The sequence below is a fragment of the Erwinia sp. S43 genome, from assembly GCF_016624745.1.
In the GTDB taxonomy this organism is placed as follows: Bacteria; Pseudomonadota; Gammaproteobacteria; order Enterobacterales; family Enterobacteriaceae; genus Erwinia; species Erwinia coffeiphila.
On sequence record NZ_JACVTX010000006.1, the window covers coordinates 57,132 to 72,972 of the forward strand.

Genomic DNA, 15,841 nt, shown 5'->3' on the forward strand with positions numbered 1-15,841 from the left:
AATAACTATTGGTGATGACGTTGGTCTGATTGTAGAATGACCCCATTGAAACATACTGTGAAATTTTATGAATATTTGGCGTTGTTATGATTTGTTCTTCTCAAGTGAAAGAAGGGTGCGCAAAACATTACCTCTCGCGTGACCAACTTCTTAAAAGACTTAGTGGCTTTAACTTTATCGAAATTTATGAAGCGACGAGGTTTCTAAAAGTTTTTTGTGATGCAAGTCTCGGTATTTGCGAGCAAGTTTACCTGCGTGACAAGCTTTTTATTTGCCTTCAATCGCATGACGATGGAAGCAATGCTTTCATAAAATTGAGGGAGCTGGCGTGTGAACTTGATTTAATGTGCATGACACTATCCAAATAACATTGTTGTTCCTCCGGGAGACTCCTCGCGGATGAATGTTAACGTCGAATGCTATATTTCAATCAACTTATTCATGCCGGTTTATTTGGACTTATGCGCGGGGTTTAGTGGTATGTCAGTTTGTTATCGTCTTGCTAAAATAGTTTCTTATCCTGTACTTATCGGGTTCTGTGTATGTATAACCGCGCCTTCAGTCTTGGCTGAAGGAGGGATATCGATTCACGGTACGCGAGTAGTTTATCCACAAAATGCAAAACAACGGAATTTGTCGGTAAGTAACTCTAGTGAAACTGATTCATTTCTGGTGCAGTCCTGGATAGAAGACGCTTCTGGGCATAAAACCAACGACTTTGTCGTAACGCCACCTTTGTATCTCAGTGGGCCAAAAAATGAAAATACTCTACGCCTGATATATACGGGTGGAGAACTTCCCCATGATCGGGAAAGTCTTTACTACTTTACTTCAAAAGCAATTCCATCAATTGATGAAAGTAAAAGCGCTGGGAAAAATGTCATAAGAATTGCACTGGCCAGCAGAATAAAAGTTTTTGTTCGGCCGAATGATCTGAATATTTCGCCTGATGATGCACCTAACTCATTGGAGTTTCATCAGAATGGTGATCGTTTAAATATAAAAAACCCGACGCCTTACTATATCACTCTTACAGATATGAAAATCGCAGGTAAAAATTTGGAAGATACTATGGTTCCGCCGAAAGGAATGGCCTCAGAGACTGTTCATTGGAGCCATGGCGGGAAAATTGCTTTCCGCACTTTGAATGACTTCGGAGCCAAGACGAAAGAAGTGATCGCTGACGTGAACTAATTTCTTATACCTGTGGGTGTGGGTGTGGGTGTGGGTGTGGGTGTGGGTGTGGGTGTTATGGCGAGTTTTAGATTATTACCTCTATGCATTTTGGTTAGTTTATCCTTGCAAGGAAGCGCATATGCGGCGCTGCATTTTGATCCGGCAATGCTGGGTGGGACCAATGAAGTTGCTGACCTGTCGCGGTTTGAATCCGGTCATTCTCAGATTCCTGGGAATTACTCGGTCGACATTTTTCTGAACGGGAAATTTCTCGAATCTCGCAACGTTCGTTTTGTCGATGCATCTGGTAATGATCGCCGGAATGATATTCATGACGAAACTGGATTGATGGCCTGCCTGACTCGTACCGAACTAGACAACATGGGGGTCAATACATCTGCATTTTCAGGAATAAACGCGCTGGCAGATGGGCAATGTGTATCCCCTGGTCAGTACATCCCGCAGGCCTATATGTCCTTCGATTTTCAGAAAATGCATCTGGAAGTCAGCATACCGCAGGCAGCTCTGCAAAACAGGCCTCGCGGCTGGATACCCCCAGAACGATGGGATGAAGGAATAAAGGCCGCCCTGCTAAGCTATCAGTTTAGCGGCAGCGAGAACCGAGGCAGCTATGGTAACAGCCGAAGCCATTACTTGAGTCTTACCAGCGGGCTGAACCTGGGGCCGTGGCGACTGCGTGATAACAGCACCTGGAGCGATTACGAAAGCAGGTATGGTAGCCGTCGGAGCTGGCAGCACGTTAAAACCTACGTGGAGCGGGCCATTATTCCATGGCGAAGTGAGCTTACTGCTGGGGACAGCACGACGAAAGGCGACGTTTTTGATTCCCTGTTCTTCCGAGGCATACAGCTTGCCACGGACGACAGCATGTATCCGGACACCATGCGTGGCTATGCACCACTTATTCAGGGCACTGCGAACAGTAATGCTCAGGTCAGCGTTCGTCAGAACGGACATGAGGTTTATCGGAGCTTTGTGGCGCCGGGTGCATTTATCATCAGGGATCTCTATCCGGTTTCATCCGGCGGTGACTTGGATGTGATCATCACAGAAGCTGATGGGACCAATCGTATGTTCACTGTGCCATATTCATCCCTTCCGGTGCTGCAGCGTCAGGATCATATCCGTTACAGCCTCGTTGCGGGACGCTACCGCGGTTCCAGTGATCGCTACGAAACGCCGTCATTTGCACAGGGAACCATGTTATGGGGGCTACCTCACAGCTTTACGGCCTACGGTGGTGCCCAACTGGCTGATAACTACGATGCACTGGCTGTGGGGGCCGGTTTGAACATGGGCATATGGGGGGCAGTGTCTGCGGATATCACCCACGCGAACAGTACGCTGGCGGACGGCTCTCGTCATGAAGGGCAGTCCCTGCGGTTTATGTATGGTCGTTCGATGGTGGCAACCGGTACCACGGTCCAGCTAGCAGGTTACCGTTATTCCACTCAGGGATTTCACACTCTGGATGAAACTGCGCTGAAAAGCATGTCCGGGTGGATGTATGACGGGACGGTGGTTGATGCGGCTGGCCGACCTGTAAAACGCAACTGGGCAAATTACTACAACATGTACAGCAATAAGCGCGAGCGAATTCAGGTCAGTGTTTCTCAGCGTCTCGGGGGATTGGGAACGCTTTACCTGAACGGTAGTCACCAGACCTACTGGCGGGACACAGCGAAAACCAACACGCTCCAGACCGGATTCAGTGGCACTCTGGGGACGCTAAATTACCAACTATCCTGGGCATACAGTCATGTTGGCGGCCAGTCTGGCGCAGATCGGTCAGTCTGGCTGAACATGTCAGTGCCCCTTGATGCATGGCTGTCGCCCGGTGGTATCACCGACCACCGTAACCATCTAATGGCCACTTACAGTGCAGGGCGGAGCGAGGATGGTCGTGTCAGCCATCAAGCTGGCCTCAGCGGAACGGCGCTGGAGGGTGACAACCTTGACTGGAATGTATCTCAGGGATACGGGCGCGATGAGGGCAACAGTGGTAACACCAGTTTAGGGTATCAGGGAGGATTCGGGAATGCCTCACTGGCCTACAGCTATAGCCGCAACTACCGACAAATTCGGTATGGAGGCTCAGGGGGGGCGATTCTTCACGGGGCAGGCCTGACACTCAGCCAGCAGTTGGGTGAAACCAACGTGTTGGTTGCAGCTCCCTGCGCGGTAAATGTGCCGGTCGAGAATGGTACGGGAATTCATACCGACTGGCGTGGCTATACCGTGGTGCCGTATGCCGGTTCATATCGGGAAAATCGGGTGGCGCTAGACGTCAGTCAACTGGATGACCACACGGACATTGATAATCCGGTCACCCGGGTTGTGCCAACGCGAGGTGCGGTTGTCAGGGCTGAGTTTGCGGCACATACCGGTGTTCATAGCCTAATGACGTTGACGCACAACGGTTTGCCTCTGCCATTCGGCACGACGGTCAGTGTTGAAGGCAGTAACGGTGGTTTAGTCGGTGACAACGGGCAGGTATGGCTGACGGGCCTCCCGCCACATGGAGCTCTGAAAGCTCAGTGGGGAAAAGGCCCAGAGCAGCAGTGCACGGTGCATTACACCTTGCCTAAGGAAGCGCTAAATATAGCAATTTTCAGGGGGCAGGAATCCTGTCGTTAAGCAAGTCGGACATTTTTTAATACCCGGGATTGAAAATCCCATTTTTGTTGAAACTAAAAAGAAGGAAATAATATGTCGTTCCAGAATATGCGCTCTGCTTGTGCCATTGCAGTGGCTTTGTTTGCTGCTTCAAATGGCGTTTATGCAGCAACTGCCGATGCGACGAGCGCGACTATCAATATCACGGCTGAAGTGACAGGTGCTACCTGTACTCCGAGCTGGAATGGTAGCACGCCGGTTTCAATCGATCTGGGTCAGGTGTCAGCTGCTGACATGGCGGCGAAGGGGGATGTAGGTTCACTGAAGCCGTTTACCCTGAAGCTGAGTAACTGCGATACAAGTGTATCAAAAGTAGCCATTATCGCTGCGGGAACAGCTGATGCCGCTGACCCTACCTCATTCGCGAATACACTAACCGGAGACTCCGCTGCAAAGGGTGTGGCAGTGGCTCTGTTTGGTGGAGACGACCAGACAACGCAGATTCAGCCGGGTAGCACTACCCCTGTTGAGTACTCGGTGACCGGTGGGGCAGCAGAGATGACATTTATGGCGAAACTCCTACGTACCGCCGCTGATGCCAAAGATGTAACAAAAGGGAAGGTGAACAGCACCGCTACTCTATATATGTCTTACGAGTAAGGTCAGTATGCCGGGAAGAGAAATCTTCCCGGCAGTTCTGTATGACAGAGCCTGATGCTATGTGGCGATCTGCAGTGGACTGGCTGCAGCAGCGGAAACGAACCACCATAGCAACACGGGTACCATCGTGAACGGAGCGCGCAGCTTTATGAGCAGGCCTTACGAAGAGGGCAGTTACATGACGAAGCCTCTGAGCAGGTGCGTGCATACGAGAAACGATGGAAATCTTGGGCTGAAGGATTGTTGGCAGCGTGTGACAAATCCTAAGCCTGCTTCTTTAACGAATATATGACAGGTGCCTATGAAATATATGCACGTACTCGCACTCATGGTAGTAATCGAGCCTCAAGCCTACTGCATGCAAACGCTAACGGTGGAACCAGCTGGAAACGCAACCATAGCTCAATTCTGGTCCGAAGCATCTTGGGACGGCCACGTGAACACGCAAAGCATGCCGATAATAAATGTGCTTAGTACAAGCGCCGAGATGGGAGTTCTTTGTTTGTCTGGTTACGCCGACGTAACATGGGCATACGGTAGTGGGAAATATGAATTAAACTCATCGACAACTATCAGCACCAATGAAGGCGAAATAGGGGGAGGGACTGTGATCTGGCACCTTCACAACGATTGCTCGAAAAGCGCATCCGCGATCGTTTCCTTAGTCGTCAGCGAACACTACAAATACACCCTAACAGCTACTGTATCGGGACATACTAAATGCACCGCGACAGTTCCGTCTTATATAGACTTTGGATCAGTAGAAACTGGTAAAACCTACACATATAACACCCCTTTTACCTTGCAATCATGTGGACGACTGAAGTTGACAGGCTCGAATATGCACTCGGGGCCGAAATTCTGGGTGGGCGACACATCCGACGTGTATATGACATTGCAAGGTGACGTGACGTACGACGCCTCGAACTATGTATACTCAATAATAAGCGGGGCGGCGTACCCCGTCCTGCACGTCGGGGAATCCGCAAAATCCGGAGCCAAACAGTCGGTACTAACTGTAACACTGGATGCATCTTGAAACAAACACAAACCAATAATCGCCATAACCGTCTCACGAAACACTGGGTGGGGGCGTGGCAACGACGAAATTCAATGCAAATAAACGCTGTTGACAACTCGTCCGTAGGGGATCTGCTGGTTGATTGAGCACCTGCGCGCGTACGAGAAACTGTTGCAAACACGAACAGAAGCCCCTGACTTTGCCAGAGTCATGCCGCACGAAATCCTCCTGGGCTGACAGGACGAAAGGTTGGAACTCGATTCTGTTTATTTTAGAGGTCAGAAAGTTAAGCTCAAAACGCCCGTTTCTGGACTCTCTGAACGGGAGCGTCGGATCGGCCCCCAGGTTGTTGCTAACAGCCTTCAGGCCGTCAAAGTCCTCATCCGTCGCCCCCATCTCCCGTAGTATTCCTTCCATCAACTCGCCGCTGATGAATATGAATTTGTCGTTGATGTATTTGTCTTTTATCTCAAATAAGACCTCATGAATATTGAGTGTCGGCATATCAAATCTCTCCATTTCTCAATCATTTTTTTCTACAAAATCCCACACCTAACAGCGCAAGCCCAAAGCCGAGCATCTGCAGCGGCATGAGCTTGTCGCCAAACAACAACCAGGCCTCCAATGCGGCCAGCGGTGGGGCAAGCAGCATCAGGGATGTCGTTTTCGTCGCGCTCCCGCCGCGAACCAACAAGACAAGAAGATAGGTTCCGAGCCCGGACAGAATGAGAACTGCCCACGAGAGCGCAAATAGGAACTCTGCGTTAGGCGATAGTCGGGACTCGCCAAGCAGCAATGCCAGCGCAATGGCAGTGACCGCGGCCGATGCGTTCTGAATCGCCAGGGACGGCAATAGCTCAGATTTCGCGATAGACATTTTCTGCATGATGGTTCCCCACGTTATGGACAACACGGAGACCAGTGCGATGAGCGGAACCACGAAGGTGTAGCTTTGTGTTCCTTGCAGGCCGATGGTTGGAAAAAGCACCATCGCAACGCCAGCCAGACCGACAAGGATGCCCGTAGCCTGGATGGGCCTGACGTTTTCGCGCATGAACGCGATGCCGATCACCATGGTGAATGCTGGCTGCAAGGCCCCTAGCAGCGCCATGAGCGCCGCAGGAAAGCCCTGTGATATGGCCCAATAGCTTCCACCAAGGTAGATGCCGTTGATGAACACGCCCGCCAGCGCATGTTTGTGCCACTCGGCAACAGGGGGGAACTTCCTCCTGAGTACCAACGCGATGAGCGCGAAAAGCAGAAATGAAAGAAAGAACCTGATCGCCAGGAATATGTTTGGAGAGGCTGAATCTACGATCAGCCTTCCAACGATAAACCCTGTGGACCAGAGCAGCACAAAGAGGCCGGGAATCAGCAAAGCGGCGCCTTCATTTTTATTGTTTGTCATGCATACATTCTCTGTGTGTCAGCGCGTACGATCGGTCATGAAGTACACGGCGGCGGCGAGAACGAACGCAATTCCGGCCATTGAGACGCCGTGCCATCCATAGTGCGCAAACAGCCATCCGCCTAGCGCTGACCCTATGGCGCCACCGCAGAAGAACGTGGTCATGTACAAGCCATTCAGGCGACCGCGGATTTCCGGTGCCAACGAGAAGATCACGCGCTGGCCGAGGACCAGATTGGCGGATACTGCGAAGTCCAGAACAACGCCCGCGATGACGAACATCGCCAGGGACAGATGCGTTCCGATGTCGCCGATGTAGGTGATGGCGAACGCACCGATGCCCAGTAGCATCGCTGCCGCAGTGGCGGACCTGATCCAACCCCGATCGGCAATTCTTCCAGCGATAGGTGCCGCGATCGCTCCGGCGACGCCGGCAAGGGCAAACAATGCGATGCCTTTCTGGCTTAACCCGAATTGTGGCCCGGCCAGCAGGAGTGGTGTCGTTGTCCAGAACAGGCTGAAAGCCCCGAACATGCTGGCGTGGTAAAGCGCCCTTCGGCGTAGCGCTGGCGTAGTCCTCACCAGATGCGCCATGGACGCCAGCATCTGGTGGTATCTCAACCGTGCCACCACCGGCCTCGCCGGCAACGCGAACCGCAAGACGCCAGCCAGCAATACCATGCCGATGAAGGAGAGGAAGAACACCACTCGCCAGCTCGTGAAATACGTAATCATGCTGGCCAGCGGCCGGGCCAGCATGATCCCCAGCATCAAGCCGCTCATGACATTGCCGACGACCCGGCCGCGGGTGGCGTCGGGAGCCAGGTGGGCGGCATAGGGCACCAGAATCTGAACGGTGACGGAGCCCAGACCGACCAGAAACGATGCCGCAAGAAACGGTTCCACCGAGCCTGCGAAGCCTGAGATCAAAAGTCCGATGGCGCCGACCGCCAGAATGGAAATAGCCAACCGGCGGTTCTCGAACAGGTCCCCAAGAGGAACGACCAGCAGCAGACCCAGCCCGTAACCAAGCTGTGTCAGCGTGACGATCAGACCGGAGGCCTGCTCTGACAGGTTGAGCTGGGCGCTGATCGGCCCAATCAGGGGCTGAGCATAGTAAATGTTGGCCGCAATCAGGCCGCACGCACACGCAAGCAGCAGGGTCAGCCAGCGGGATATGGATGGATTGTGGGGGCTGCTTGTCGTGCCAGTTGTTGTTAAATTCGCCATTTTGGATTGATTCGTTTCCTATATGTTCAAATTAAAGCCGCACATGTGCGGCGGTGGTTCAGGTAGCTTTGAGAAGGCCGGTCAATCGAGAAGTTTCATCGCGGTATCCACAACGGCCATCATGGCCTTGCGGTTTTGCCCAACCTTACCGAGGACACGCATTCCCTGCAGCAGGGCCAACATCAGTTTGGCCGTTGTACCAGGTTCCGCGGTCCTGGAAATCGAGCCATCTTGCTGTCCCTGCTCGATGATAGCCTTGAGGCGTCGTTCATTCGCACTCAGAGCAGAAGCGACTTTGGCGGCAATCGCCTCGTCCGTACTGGAAAGTTCGACGGCACCGACAACGACCAGACAGCCATACCTTCCTTCGGCCGCATGCGACGACTCTGCGTAGAACACAAGAAGCCTGCGTAGTTTTTCGCGTCCCGATTCGGCGCTTGCCGTGATCTCTGCAATCTGTTGGCCGCGCAGGACCATATATCTGTCCAGCGCAGCGGTAAACAAGCCATGCTTGCTGTGAAAGGCCTTGTAGATGCTCCCTGCCGACAGTTTCAGTGCCTGCGAGAGGTCCGCGATGGACACGCCGTTGTAACCGTGTTCCCGAAAGTAAAGGATGGCACGATCCAGGGCGGTGTCGATATCGAATTCCCGTGGGCGGCCCCGTTCCCGGGAAATATGATGCGGTGCTGCGGCTGATGTACTCATCCATTCATATTAGGATATGAATCAATCCAAATCAAGTATACCAGCCTCGCGCCTCATCAAGGCGCGTATCAGGTGCGGCCGAGAACAGCCATCACCCCCTGTCGCAGGACATCGTACGCGGCGGTCATATCCAGCCCCTCCCATGCGACATAGCCGTCCGGCCGAACCAGCAAGCAGGCCTGTTCTCCACGGTTCCAGACGCGCGCCAGATCCCCATACGCATCTTGCACATCCTGGCCGGGTCCGATCTGGATGACCTCGAGCACTACATTGGCGTCTTCGGAGAGCTTTCTGGCGGCATAGGCCCATGGCTGGCCTTGGAGCCAGCACAACAGCGTGAAGCGCCCGCTGCCTATCAGATCCAGCGTGGAGAGCTTGTTGCCCTTGCGGACCATCCAGCCATGCGGCAGCTTGTGGCCCGGCACGCAGGAGGGGAAATAGTGCAGATCTTCGTCCCGGTCGGATGATGGCTGCAACGGTTGTGTCGGTGCGATTGCCGTCGACTGATAGCGAACATTCGTTTCCACGCCCAGCGCAGCGAATTCATAGGATTTGAATTCGATGGCGTCCCGCAGCCTGGCGCGCCTGTCGGCCCCCGCTTGATCGGTATCCTTCAACGAATCGATACGGGTCCGCATGTCTTTCGCACTGTACCGGCCATCCAGGCCAAGCGCCTCGAATACCGGGCCAAAGTCTCGAACGCTCTGGTTGGCCCGCTTCACGATCCGTTCGCCTACCGGAGCACGCTCCTGATTGTAGGTTTCCAGAAGTGTCGGCGCTGCTTGTCCCCGCAACACGAACGCAAGTTTCCAGCACAAATTGTAGGCGTCCTGGATCGACGTATTCGACCCCAGTCCGTTGGACGGTGGGTGCCGATGCACCGCGTCGCCCATGCAGAATACGCGGCCGTTCGCGTATTGCGTGGCGTACATTTCATTGACGGTCCACAAGGATTTGCTGCGTATGCTGATCTCGATATCAGGGTCGCCAATCAGTTGGCGGCAGACGGCAATGGCTTCGTCGGTCGTCAGTTCCGGCGCGGGTTGGTCAATATCGTAGCCCCACACGATTTGCCATTCGTTCCAGGGCCTGACCATTCGCAATAGCCCCAGGCCTATGCCGCCAATATTGGCGCCGGGCTGAACGATCCACCAAAGATAGCCGGGCCTGTGGGCGATGTACGTGCTGAGATCGGCATCGAAGATGATGCTCATGCTCCCGCTTTTTCCCATTTGCCCGGCCATTGGCAAATTCAGGTCGCGAACGACTTTGCTGCCGGCGCCGTCTGCACCGATGAGATATTTGCAACGGATCTCATAAGTCGCTCCGGTCAGGCGATCCCGCACCTCGACGGTCACGCCTTCCGGGTCCTGCCGATGTGACAGATACTCGGTGTCGAACCGCGCATGGGAGCCGCGGGCAGCCGCATTGGAAAGCAAGATCGGCTCGAAGAGGTGTTGCGGCAAATCGCACTGTTCGCTGGGGCTTGCCTCCAGATACTCGGTTGCGCGCCGAGGGCTGTTCATGCCATAGGGCAATCGGCCGAGCTCATCGCCTGTCAAGGACGTGCAGAACACCACGTCTCCCATGACTTCTTTCGGGGAAGCCTTGGCGATGACCTCGCTCTCTATGCCGAGGTCCCGGACGATCTCCATCGTCCGCTGGCTAACGTAATGGGCGCGCGGTGAATCCGCCAGCCACCTGTATTTCGTGATGACGACATTCTTTATTCCATAGGAACTGAGCATCAAGGCAGCCGACGATCCCGCAGGGCCGCTGCCGATGATCACAACATCGGTTTCCAACATAATTCCATCCTGTTCAGTTAATTCAGTGGGCGTGCTGCCCGAGCAAAGGGACGTTCCAGGCGTCCGACGCAAACAGCCAGGTCGGATCGGGAGTGGTTCGCATCCAGCTGTTTTCGCTGGAGATACCCTGAACCCGTTCCACCCGCTCATGTCGGGCCTGCTGGTACAGCTCGTAAGCGAGAGGCCAATTCTTCAAGCCTGCGGCCATCAAGCACCTCACGAGCACCGCGCCGTCCTCGATCGCCATCGCGGCTCCCTGGGCCATATGAGGGCGCATGGGATGGCAGGCATCTCCAAGCAGGACAACGCGCCCCTTGCTCCACGCGGCTTCGGCCGGCCGTTCGTACAGTGGCCATTTCCGGACTTCTCGCGAGGCGGCCAGCACGTGACGGGCGGTGGGATGAAAGTCGGCGAAGCGCTCCATCATTTCCTCGCGCGACGCAGGAAGAGACTGCACGCCGACAGGCCACGATTCCTCCGGATATCCCGCGACGAAGTAGTATTGATCGCGGTTTGCGTTCATGTAGTAGGCAATGATGAACCGGTCATCGCTCCACCATTTCGTGAGGTCGTTCAGTTGGGCGCAGTGCTCGCCGAGCTGGTCCACATCGACCAGAGCGCGGAATGCGACCTGCCCGGAGAAGTGCGGCGGAGCGTTCTCACAAACCGTGCTTCTCACCACTGAAGAAAGGCCATCGGCGCCGATCACGATATCCGCGACCACCTCGCTGCCGTCTTCAAATCCAAGCCGTATGCCGTCGCCGTCCTCGCGGACCGATTGGAGGCGTTTGTCGAACTGCACGGTTCCTGGCTGCAGGGCGTCAACCATCAGGGCGTGGAAGTCGCCTCGGTGGACGGTCAGATACGGGGCGCCGAATTGCTCGGTGACCGTGTGCCCGAGGGGCAGTTCGGCGATCACATCCCCCGTGAAAGCGTCCCGGCTGACGAAGGCCGCAGGCTTGCAGGCCATCGCAACGAGGGGCGATACGATATCGGGCCATGCCAGCGCCTTGACGACATTGGGCGTGAGGTGAATGCCTGCACCCAACCTCGTGAAGGCTGGCGCCTGCTCGTAGGCGGTCACCTGGAACCCCGTCCTCTGTAGCATCAGAGTCGTGGCCGCACCGCCCAGGCCACAACCGATGACGGCCACGCGCTTCATTTGGCTGCCCCCCCCATCAGCCCGGCAATCATTCTTGCTGGCGAGCAGTTCGAGCAACTTCTCGCGGTTATCCGGCATGTGGTGGCCATGGTCGATTTCGACGACCTTCTCGACGTATTGCCAGAAGCTGGCACTTTGATTGATGCCGTAATCCGGGGCCATGGAGACTAGCCGGATACTGGACATGAAGTCCGGCCTCTGATCTGGTTTGTTCGGATCGCGGATGGTGCCGGCTTTCAGGAAATAGGGAAGGATGGAGACATCCGGCGTGTCGGGCGTCCACACCAGGTACAGTTCCTGAGGCTCATCGGTGACGTTGCTGAAGCCATGCACGATGTAGCGCTCGCCATAGAAGAGCTCCTTTGGCCGCATCTTCACGATATGCAATGTGTCCTTCGGCGCGCCTTCTCCCGGTGCGTGCGCTACATCAGGATATCGGTTCTGTCCCATGTAAATGACGAAACCACCATTGGGTGCATAGAACCATTCGTCCGTCCAGTGATGAACATGCGGCGGCGGACCGACATGCGCCGGCACGACCAGTTTGGCAAAGAGGTACTTGCCGCAAGTCTGCTTGCCGGTGCGGATGAAGTCGAAGGTCTCGCCCGCCGGGCCGAGCACAACCGGTTCATTCGCGGTCTTCGATAGTTCGGGGAAGTCGAACGGAGTGTAGGTGTCGCTTGCTTGTGCAGCAGTTCCAGCAAGAGCAAACAATCCCACCATCAACCATGTGCGTGCATGGCCTCGTTTTCTTCGGCGCATAAGAAATGAACTCCTTGTAAGTTGTTGTGACACGTCCACTTGACGGGACTTGCTCTTGATTTTGGATCAAATCATTTCCAAAATCAACTTGAACACAATCGGGCAAGAAAAAACGGCCCCGAAGGGCCGTTGAGTTGCAGTATTGCCATCAGGCGGCAACAAGTTGCCTTGCCATCGCCACTTCCACCGAATCGCCGTCCGTGTTGAGTGCGTCCAACCCGGACTCCGGCACATCTCCGGATGTGCTTTGCGAAACGAGGATCTTCTTCGCCATGAGCGACAGGCACGTCATCTGGGACGTGGCTGCGTAGCCGAGATAGATGACCTTCACGGGAAGCTTCTGGCCGATCCTCCATGACCGACGCGAGGCTTGCTGGAGCGTATACACGTTCCAGCCCGACTGGAGGAACACGATCGTCGGAAACTCCAGCAGATCCAGCCCGGTCTTGACCAGCTCCGGATTGGTCAGCAGCACATCTATGCCTCGGTCGAGCTGCTCGGCGATCCAGTCTTCGCGCCGTGAGGTGTCCACGCTAGCGCGCAGCACCGCGACCTTCAGACCTTCCTGCTCCAGCAGAACCTTCAGCCTCGACGTGGTGTCCCGCGTCCCGGTATAGACGGTATAGGCCAGGACCTTGCGGCCTTCGGCTTTCTCTGCCTTGCAGATGTCGATCAACTCACGCTCTTTCGGCGTGATTTCCAGCTCGTTGAACTGCGACGGTGTGAACGCCAGCAGCTCGCGTGTGCGGGGATGCGTTACCGTTTCGGGACGGAAGCACGTGTCCGGCCAGGCCAGAAGCACGTTGAGGACCACACCAAGAAGCGTCGTATCCCGCTTGCGCAGGGCTTCCTTGAGAGCCGATGTGAGACGTCCGGCCAGATCACGATAGGCGCTGGCCTGATCGGCCTCCATCGCGACCTCACGAAACTCCTCCTCGTAGGGAGGAAGCACGTTGCCGCCAATGTCCCTGAGTTTCAGGAACACGGTGAACGGCAGCACGCAGCGCAGGATGCCTTTTGGCCCGAAACCCGGCGCCTTGACGGTGCGCACCGTGATCTTGGTGCCCCTGGCCGTCTTGTGCGCGGTTCCGGTGCTCTCGGAATAGATGTCTTTCAACACGCCATGTTCGCGCATGAAGGCCATCGCAGCCGACGTCATGCTGCCGGTCCTGGAGGGCCGGTAGCCGTCTTCGATCATTCGCCCGGTCAGCGTCCGGAACAGCAGCGCGAACAAATCGTCCGCGTAGCCGCCCATCAGCGTTCCGGTCAGCAACAGGGTCCTGCGAGCCTTTGAAGCAAGCACGCCCATCGCCTGTCCCTGTGCGGAGCCCGACCCTTTGTACTCATGGCCTTCATCACACACGAGGAGATCGAAAAAGCCCTGTGGAAGATAGCGTTTGATGAACTCACTGGCTTGATAGCCACCTTCACCAAAGCCAAATTCCATGGAGGCCATTGCACGTTCCATGCGCTGAGCCTGCCGGTCGCTGAAGACAAGATTGCCGCGCTCGTCCATCAGGTTGATGAACTCGAACAGGTTGTCGCCCAGAAGAGATACCAGGAACGACTCGCCGAACTTTTTCATCAGCCGTTGGGCCGTGGCTTCGCCGATGGTGGGAATACGCTTGAGCGCTTTGATCACTGCCGAGGACTGGTCGGTGGCCGAGAGCGAACGCGGCCGCATCAGCGTCCATAGCGCGGATGCGCAGTGGCTGCATTTGCGCCGCGACTCTTCGGCTTCGAGCTCGACCGTATTCACGGGCTCGCCATCGAGGTCGGTGATGACGTGACCGCAATGCGGGCACGCGCCGACGAAACCGCCGCGTGTGCGGCGACGGGTGAACACGGGCTTCCAGTGGAACCCCATGCGCATCCTGACCCTGCCAAGAACAAAGAACTCCTGACCGGTGGCCGGCACGCCAAGCTGCTCGCGCAACTTCAGCAGTTTGACAAGGGTGTCGGGGCCGTTAAGCACCCACACCTTTGCGCCAGGAATGGTTTCGAGGATTTCCCTGCGCCACTTGTAGACAAGGTGCGGCGGCGAGAGGACCAGCGTGCGACGGTAGCCTTCGGCGTTGAGCACGGCCGCGACGGCAATTGCCATCAGCGTTTTGCCCGTGCCCATTTCTGCGTTGATGATCGCGGCGCGTTCACCGCGGTCGACCAGCAACTCGCTGACCGCGTGGATGACTTCGGCTTGCGCCGGGAACGGCTGCCGCTTGAGACGTGACAGAACCCGTTGCCGGTGTGGGCGCGCTTCCCCGGTATAGACCGGAGGATTGGCGCGGTTGAGGCTGTCCAGCAACTCGTCACCGAATTCGGAAACGAAGTCGTTGAGGCTGATGGTCAGCGGCGAGGAATCCGTTTCGAGCAGATCGCCCTGCACGGCGGAATCGGGGATGGTTTCAAGATCGAGGGACATGGTGATGCTCCAATAAAAACGGGGCATGCACCTCCCCCTGTGGGGCGATGGACATGCCCCAGGGTTGGGAAGATATGAAGCGGCGACCGCCGCCGGATGAAGATCAGTATTCGCTTGGCAACAGCAGCGTGGTGACGCTGCGATTCCACTCGGTGATGATCCAGAGATTCAGGTCAGGCTCGACCTGGTAGGACGAAAACAGGCGATCCTCGCCGGTGCGCAAGGCGGTGTCATTGGACTGCCAATCGCTATCGGAGAGATCGCCCCAATCGGCGCTGAGATGACGCGCGAGATATCGGCCTGGATTGAGCCGGCCCTGTTGGACCAGTTCATCGACGCCGCACGTCATGACCAGCTGCCCGGTCAGGAATCGCGGTTGCGTGACTACGCTGAGGAAAAGCGCTTCGTGTGCCATGGTGGTGACTCCATAAAATGAAGGGCCATGGCACCCGGTCGGGGTGAATGGCCCCGATGGGTGGATGATGCGCACGACAGTAGTTACTGGGCTGTCGCGGTGGAAAAAGCACGCGTTGGTGCGTCAGAATTCGGATGGCAGCAGGACATGCGTCGCGCTGCGATCTGCCTCGGTGAAGATGCGAATGTTCAGTTCGCGAGTGACCGCGTAGAGTGAGTCGAGTTGCCCGTCGTTCTTCAGCGCCACGTTATTGGCGTACCAGGCTTCGTCGGAGACGTCGCCCCAGTCACCACGTGCATGCCGTTGAAAGAACGGCATAGGATCAAGACGGCCTTCACGCATCAGGCGATCGACGCCTTCGCTGAAAATCAACGCCCCAATCGAAAACAGCGGCATGGAATGGAAACGGTGGTAATCGGATGAATGTGCCATGAG

General features: G+C 55.7%; 12 protein-coding genes. 3 read left to right on the forward strand and 9 right to left on the reverse strand.

All coding sequences use genetic code 11. The annotated features are described in order from the left end of the window. Positions 1–399: 399 nt before the first annotated feature. The 3 genes from IBT47_RS10040 (at position 400) to IBT47_RS10050 (ending at position 4,473) form a co-directional block, all read left to right on the forward strand. Complete coding sequence (locus IBT47_RS10040; RefSeq protein WP_234471826.1) at positions 400–1,194, forward strand: fimbria/pilus periplasmic chaperone; 795 nt, start codon at positions 400–402, stop codon at positions 1,192–1,194. 57 nt (positions 1,195–1,251) lie between these two features. Further along, positions 1,252–3,834, forward strand: a complete 2,583-nt coding sequence (locus tag IBT47_RS10045) for a fimbrial biogenesis usher protein (RefSeq protein ID WP_200560328.1) — start codon at positions 1,252–1,254, stop codon at positions 3,832–3,834. A 72-nt stretch (positions 3,835–3,906) separates the two neighbouring features. Continuing rightward, positions 3,907–4,473 (forward strand): fimbrial protein, encoded by a 567-nt coding sequence (locus IBT47_RS10050; protein ID WP_200560329.1) that lies wholly within the window; start codon positions 3,907–3,909, stop codon positions 4,471–4,473. A 1,072-nt stretch (positions 4,474–5,545) separates the two neighbouring features. Here the strand turns inward: IBT47_RS10050 and IBT47_RS10055 are convergent. The 9 genes from IBT47_RS10055 to IBT47_RS10095 all read right to left on the reverse strand — a co-directional run bounded on the left by IBT47_RS10055 (position 5,546) and on the right by IBT47_RS10095 (position 15,838). Further along, positions 5,546–5,998: a 2OG-Fe dioxygenase family protein gene (locus IBT47_RS10055; RefSeq protein ID WP_234471827.1), complete on the reverse strand. Its 453-nt coding sequence runs from the start codon at positions 5,996–5,998 to the stop codon at positions 5,546–5,548. Between the two features lie 22 nt (positions 5,999–6,020). Then, entirely contained in the window at positions 6,021–6,902 is an 882-nt protein-coding gene (locus IBT47_RS10060) for a DMT family transporter (RefSeq protein WP_200560330.1), read from the reverse strand. A gap of 18 nt (positions 6,903–6,920) precedes the next feature. Further along, complete coding sequence (locus IBT47_RS10065; protein ID WP_200560331.1) at positions 6,921–8,132, reverse strand: MFS transporter; 1,212 nt, start codon at positions 8,130–8,132, stop codon at positions 6,921–6,923. A gap of 81 nt (positions 8,133–8,213) precedes the next feature. After that, positions 8,214–8,837 (reverse strand): TetR/AcrR family transcriptional regulator, encoded by a 624-nt coding sequence (locus tag IBT47_RS10070; RefSeq protein WP_200560332.1) that lies wholly within the window; start codon positions 8,835–8,837, stop codon positions 8,214–8,216. Positions 8,838–8,905: 68 nt separating this feature from the next. After that, positions 8,906–10,645: an FAD-dependent monooxygenase gene (locus tag IBT47_RS10075; RefSeq protein WP_200560333.1), complete on the reverse strand. Its 1,740-nt coding sequence runs from the start codon at positions 10,643–10,645 to the stop codon at positions 8,906–8,908. A 22-nt stretch (positions 10,646–10,667) separates the two neighbouring features. Next, the gene (locus IBT47_RS27045; RefSeq protein ID WP_234471828.1) at positions 10,668–12,569 is read right to left on the reverse strand and encodes an FAD-dependent monooxygenase; all 1,902 of its coding nucleotides are present in this window, start codon (positions 12,567–12,569) and stop codon (positions 10,668–10,670) included. 148 nt (positions 12,570–12,717) lie between these two features. Next, positions 12,718–14,991, reverse strand: a complete 2,274-nt coding sequence (locus IBT47_RS10085) for a DEAD/DEAH box helicase family protein (RefSeq protein ID WP_200560334.1) — start codon at positions 14,989–14,991, stop codon at positions 12,718–12,720. 103 nt (positions 14,992–15,094) lie between these two features. Next, positions 15,095–15,406, reverse strand: a complete 312-nt coding sequence (locus tag IBT47_RS10090) for a hypothetical protein (protein WP_200560335.1) — start codon at positions 15,404–15,406, stop codon at positions 15,095–15,097. Positions 15,407–15,529: 123 nt separating this feature from the next. Continuing rightward, on the reverse strand, positions 15,530–15,838 hold the full coding sequence (locus IBT47_RS10095; protein WP_234471829.1) for a hypothetical protein: 309 nt from the start codon (positions 15,836–15,838) through the stop codon (positions 15,530–15,532). Between the last annotated feature and the right edge of the window lie 3 nt (positions 15,839–15,841).

Excerpts from the sequence above, each read along its gene's own strand:
- IBT47_RS10040 (WP_234471826.1), top strand. The coding sequence starts at position 400 with ATGAATGTTAACGTCGAATGCTATATTTCAATCAACTTATTCATGCCG.
- IBT47_RS10045 (WP_200560328.1), top strand. The coding sequence starts at position 1,252 with ATGGCGAGTTTTAGATTATTACCTCTATGCATTTTGGTTAGTTTATCC.
- IBT47_RS10050 (WP_200560329.1), top strand. The coding sequence starts at position 3,907 with ATGTCGTTCCAGAATATGCGCTCTGCTTGTGCCATTGCAGTGGCTTTG.
- IBT47_RS10055 (WP_234471827.1), bottom strand. The coding sequence starts at position 5,998 with ATGCCGACACTCAATATTCATGAGGTCTTATTTGAGATAAAAGACAAA.
- IBT47_RS10060 (WP_200560330.1), bottom strand. The coding sequence starts at position 6,902 with ATGACAAACAATAAAAATGAAGGCGCCGCTTTGCTGATTCCCGGCCTC.
- IBT47_RS10065 (WP_200560331.1), bottom strand. The coding sequence starts at position 8,132 with ATGGCGAATTTAACAACAACTGGCACGACAAGCAGCCCCCACAATCCA.
- IBT47_RS10070 (WP_200560332.1), bottom strand. The coding sequence starts at position 8,837 with ATGAGTACATCAGCCGCAGCACCGCATCATATTTCCCGGGAACGGGGC.
- IBT47_RS10075 (WP_200560333.1), bottom strand. The coding sequence starts at position 10,645 with ATGTTGGAAACCGATGTTGTGATCATCGGCAGCGGCCCTGCGGGATCG.
- IBT47_RS27045 (WP_234471828.1), bottom strand. The coding sequence starts at position 12,569 with ATGCGCCGAAGAAAACGAGGCCATGCACGCACATGGTTGATGGTGGGA.
- IBT47_RS10085 (WP_200560334.1), bottom strand. The coding sequence starts at position 14,991 with ATGTCCCTCGATCTTGAAACCATCCCCGATTCCGCCGTGCAGGGCGAT.
- IBT47_RS10090 (WP_200560335.1), bottom strand. The coding sequence starts at position 15,406 with ATGGCACACGAAGCGCTTTTCCTCAGCGTAGTCACGCAACCGCGATTC.
- IBT47_RS10095 (WP_234471829.1), bottom strand. The coding sequence starts at position 15,838 with ATGGCACATTCATCCGATTACCACCGTTTCCATTCCATGCCGCTGTTT.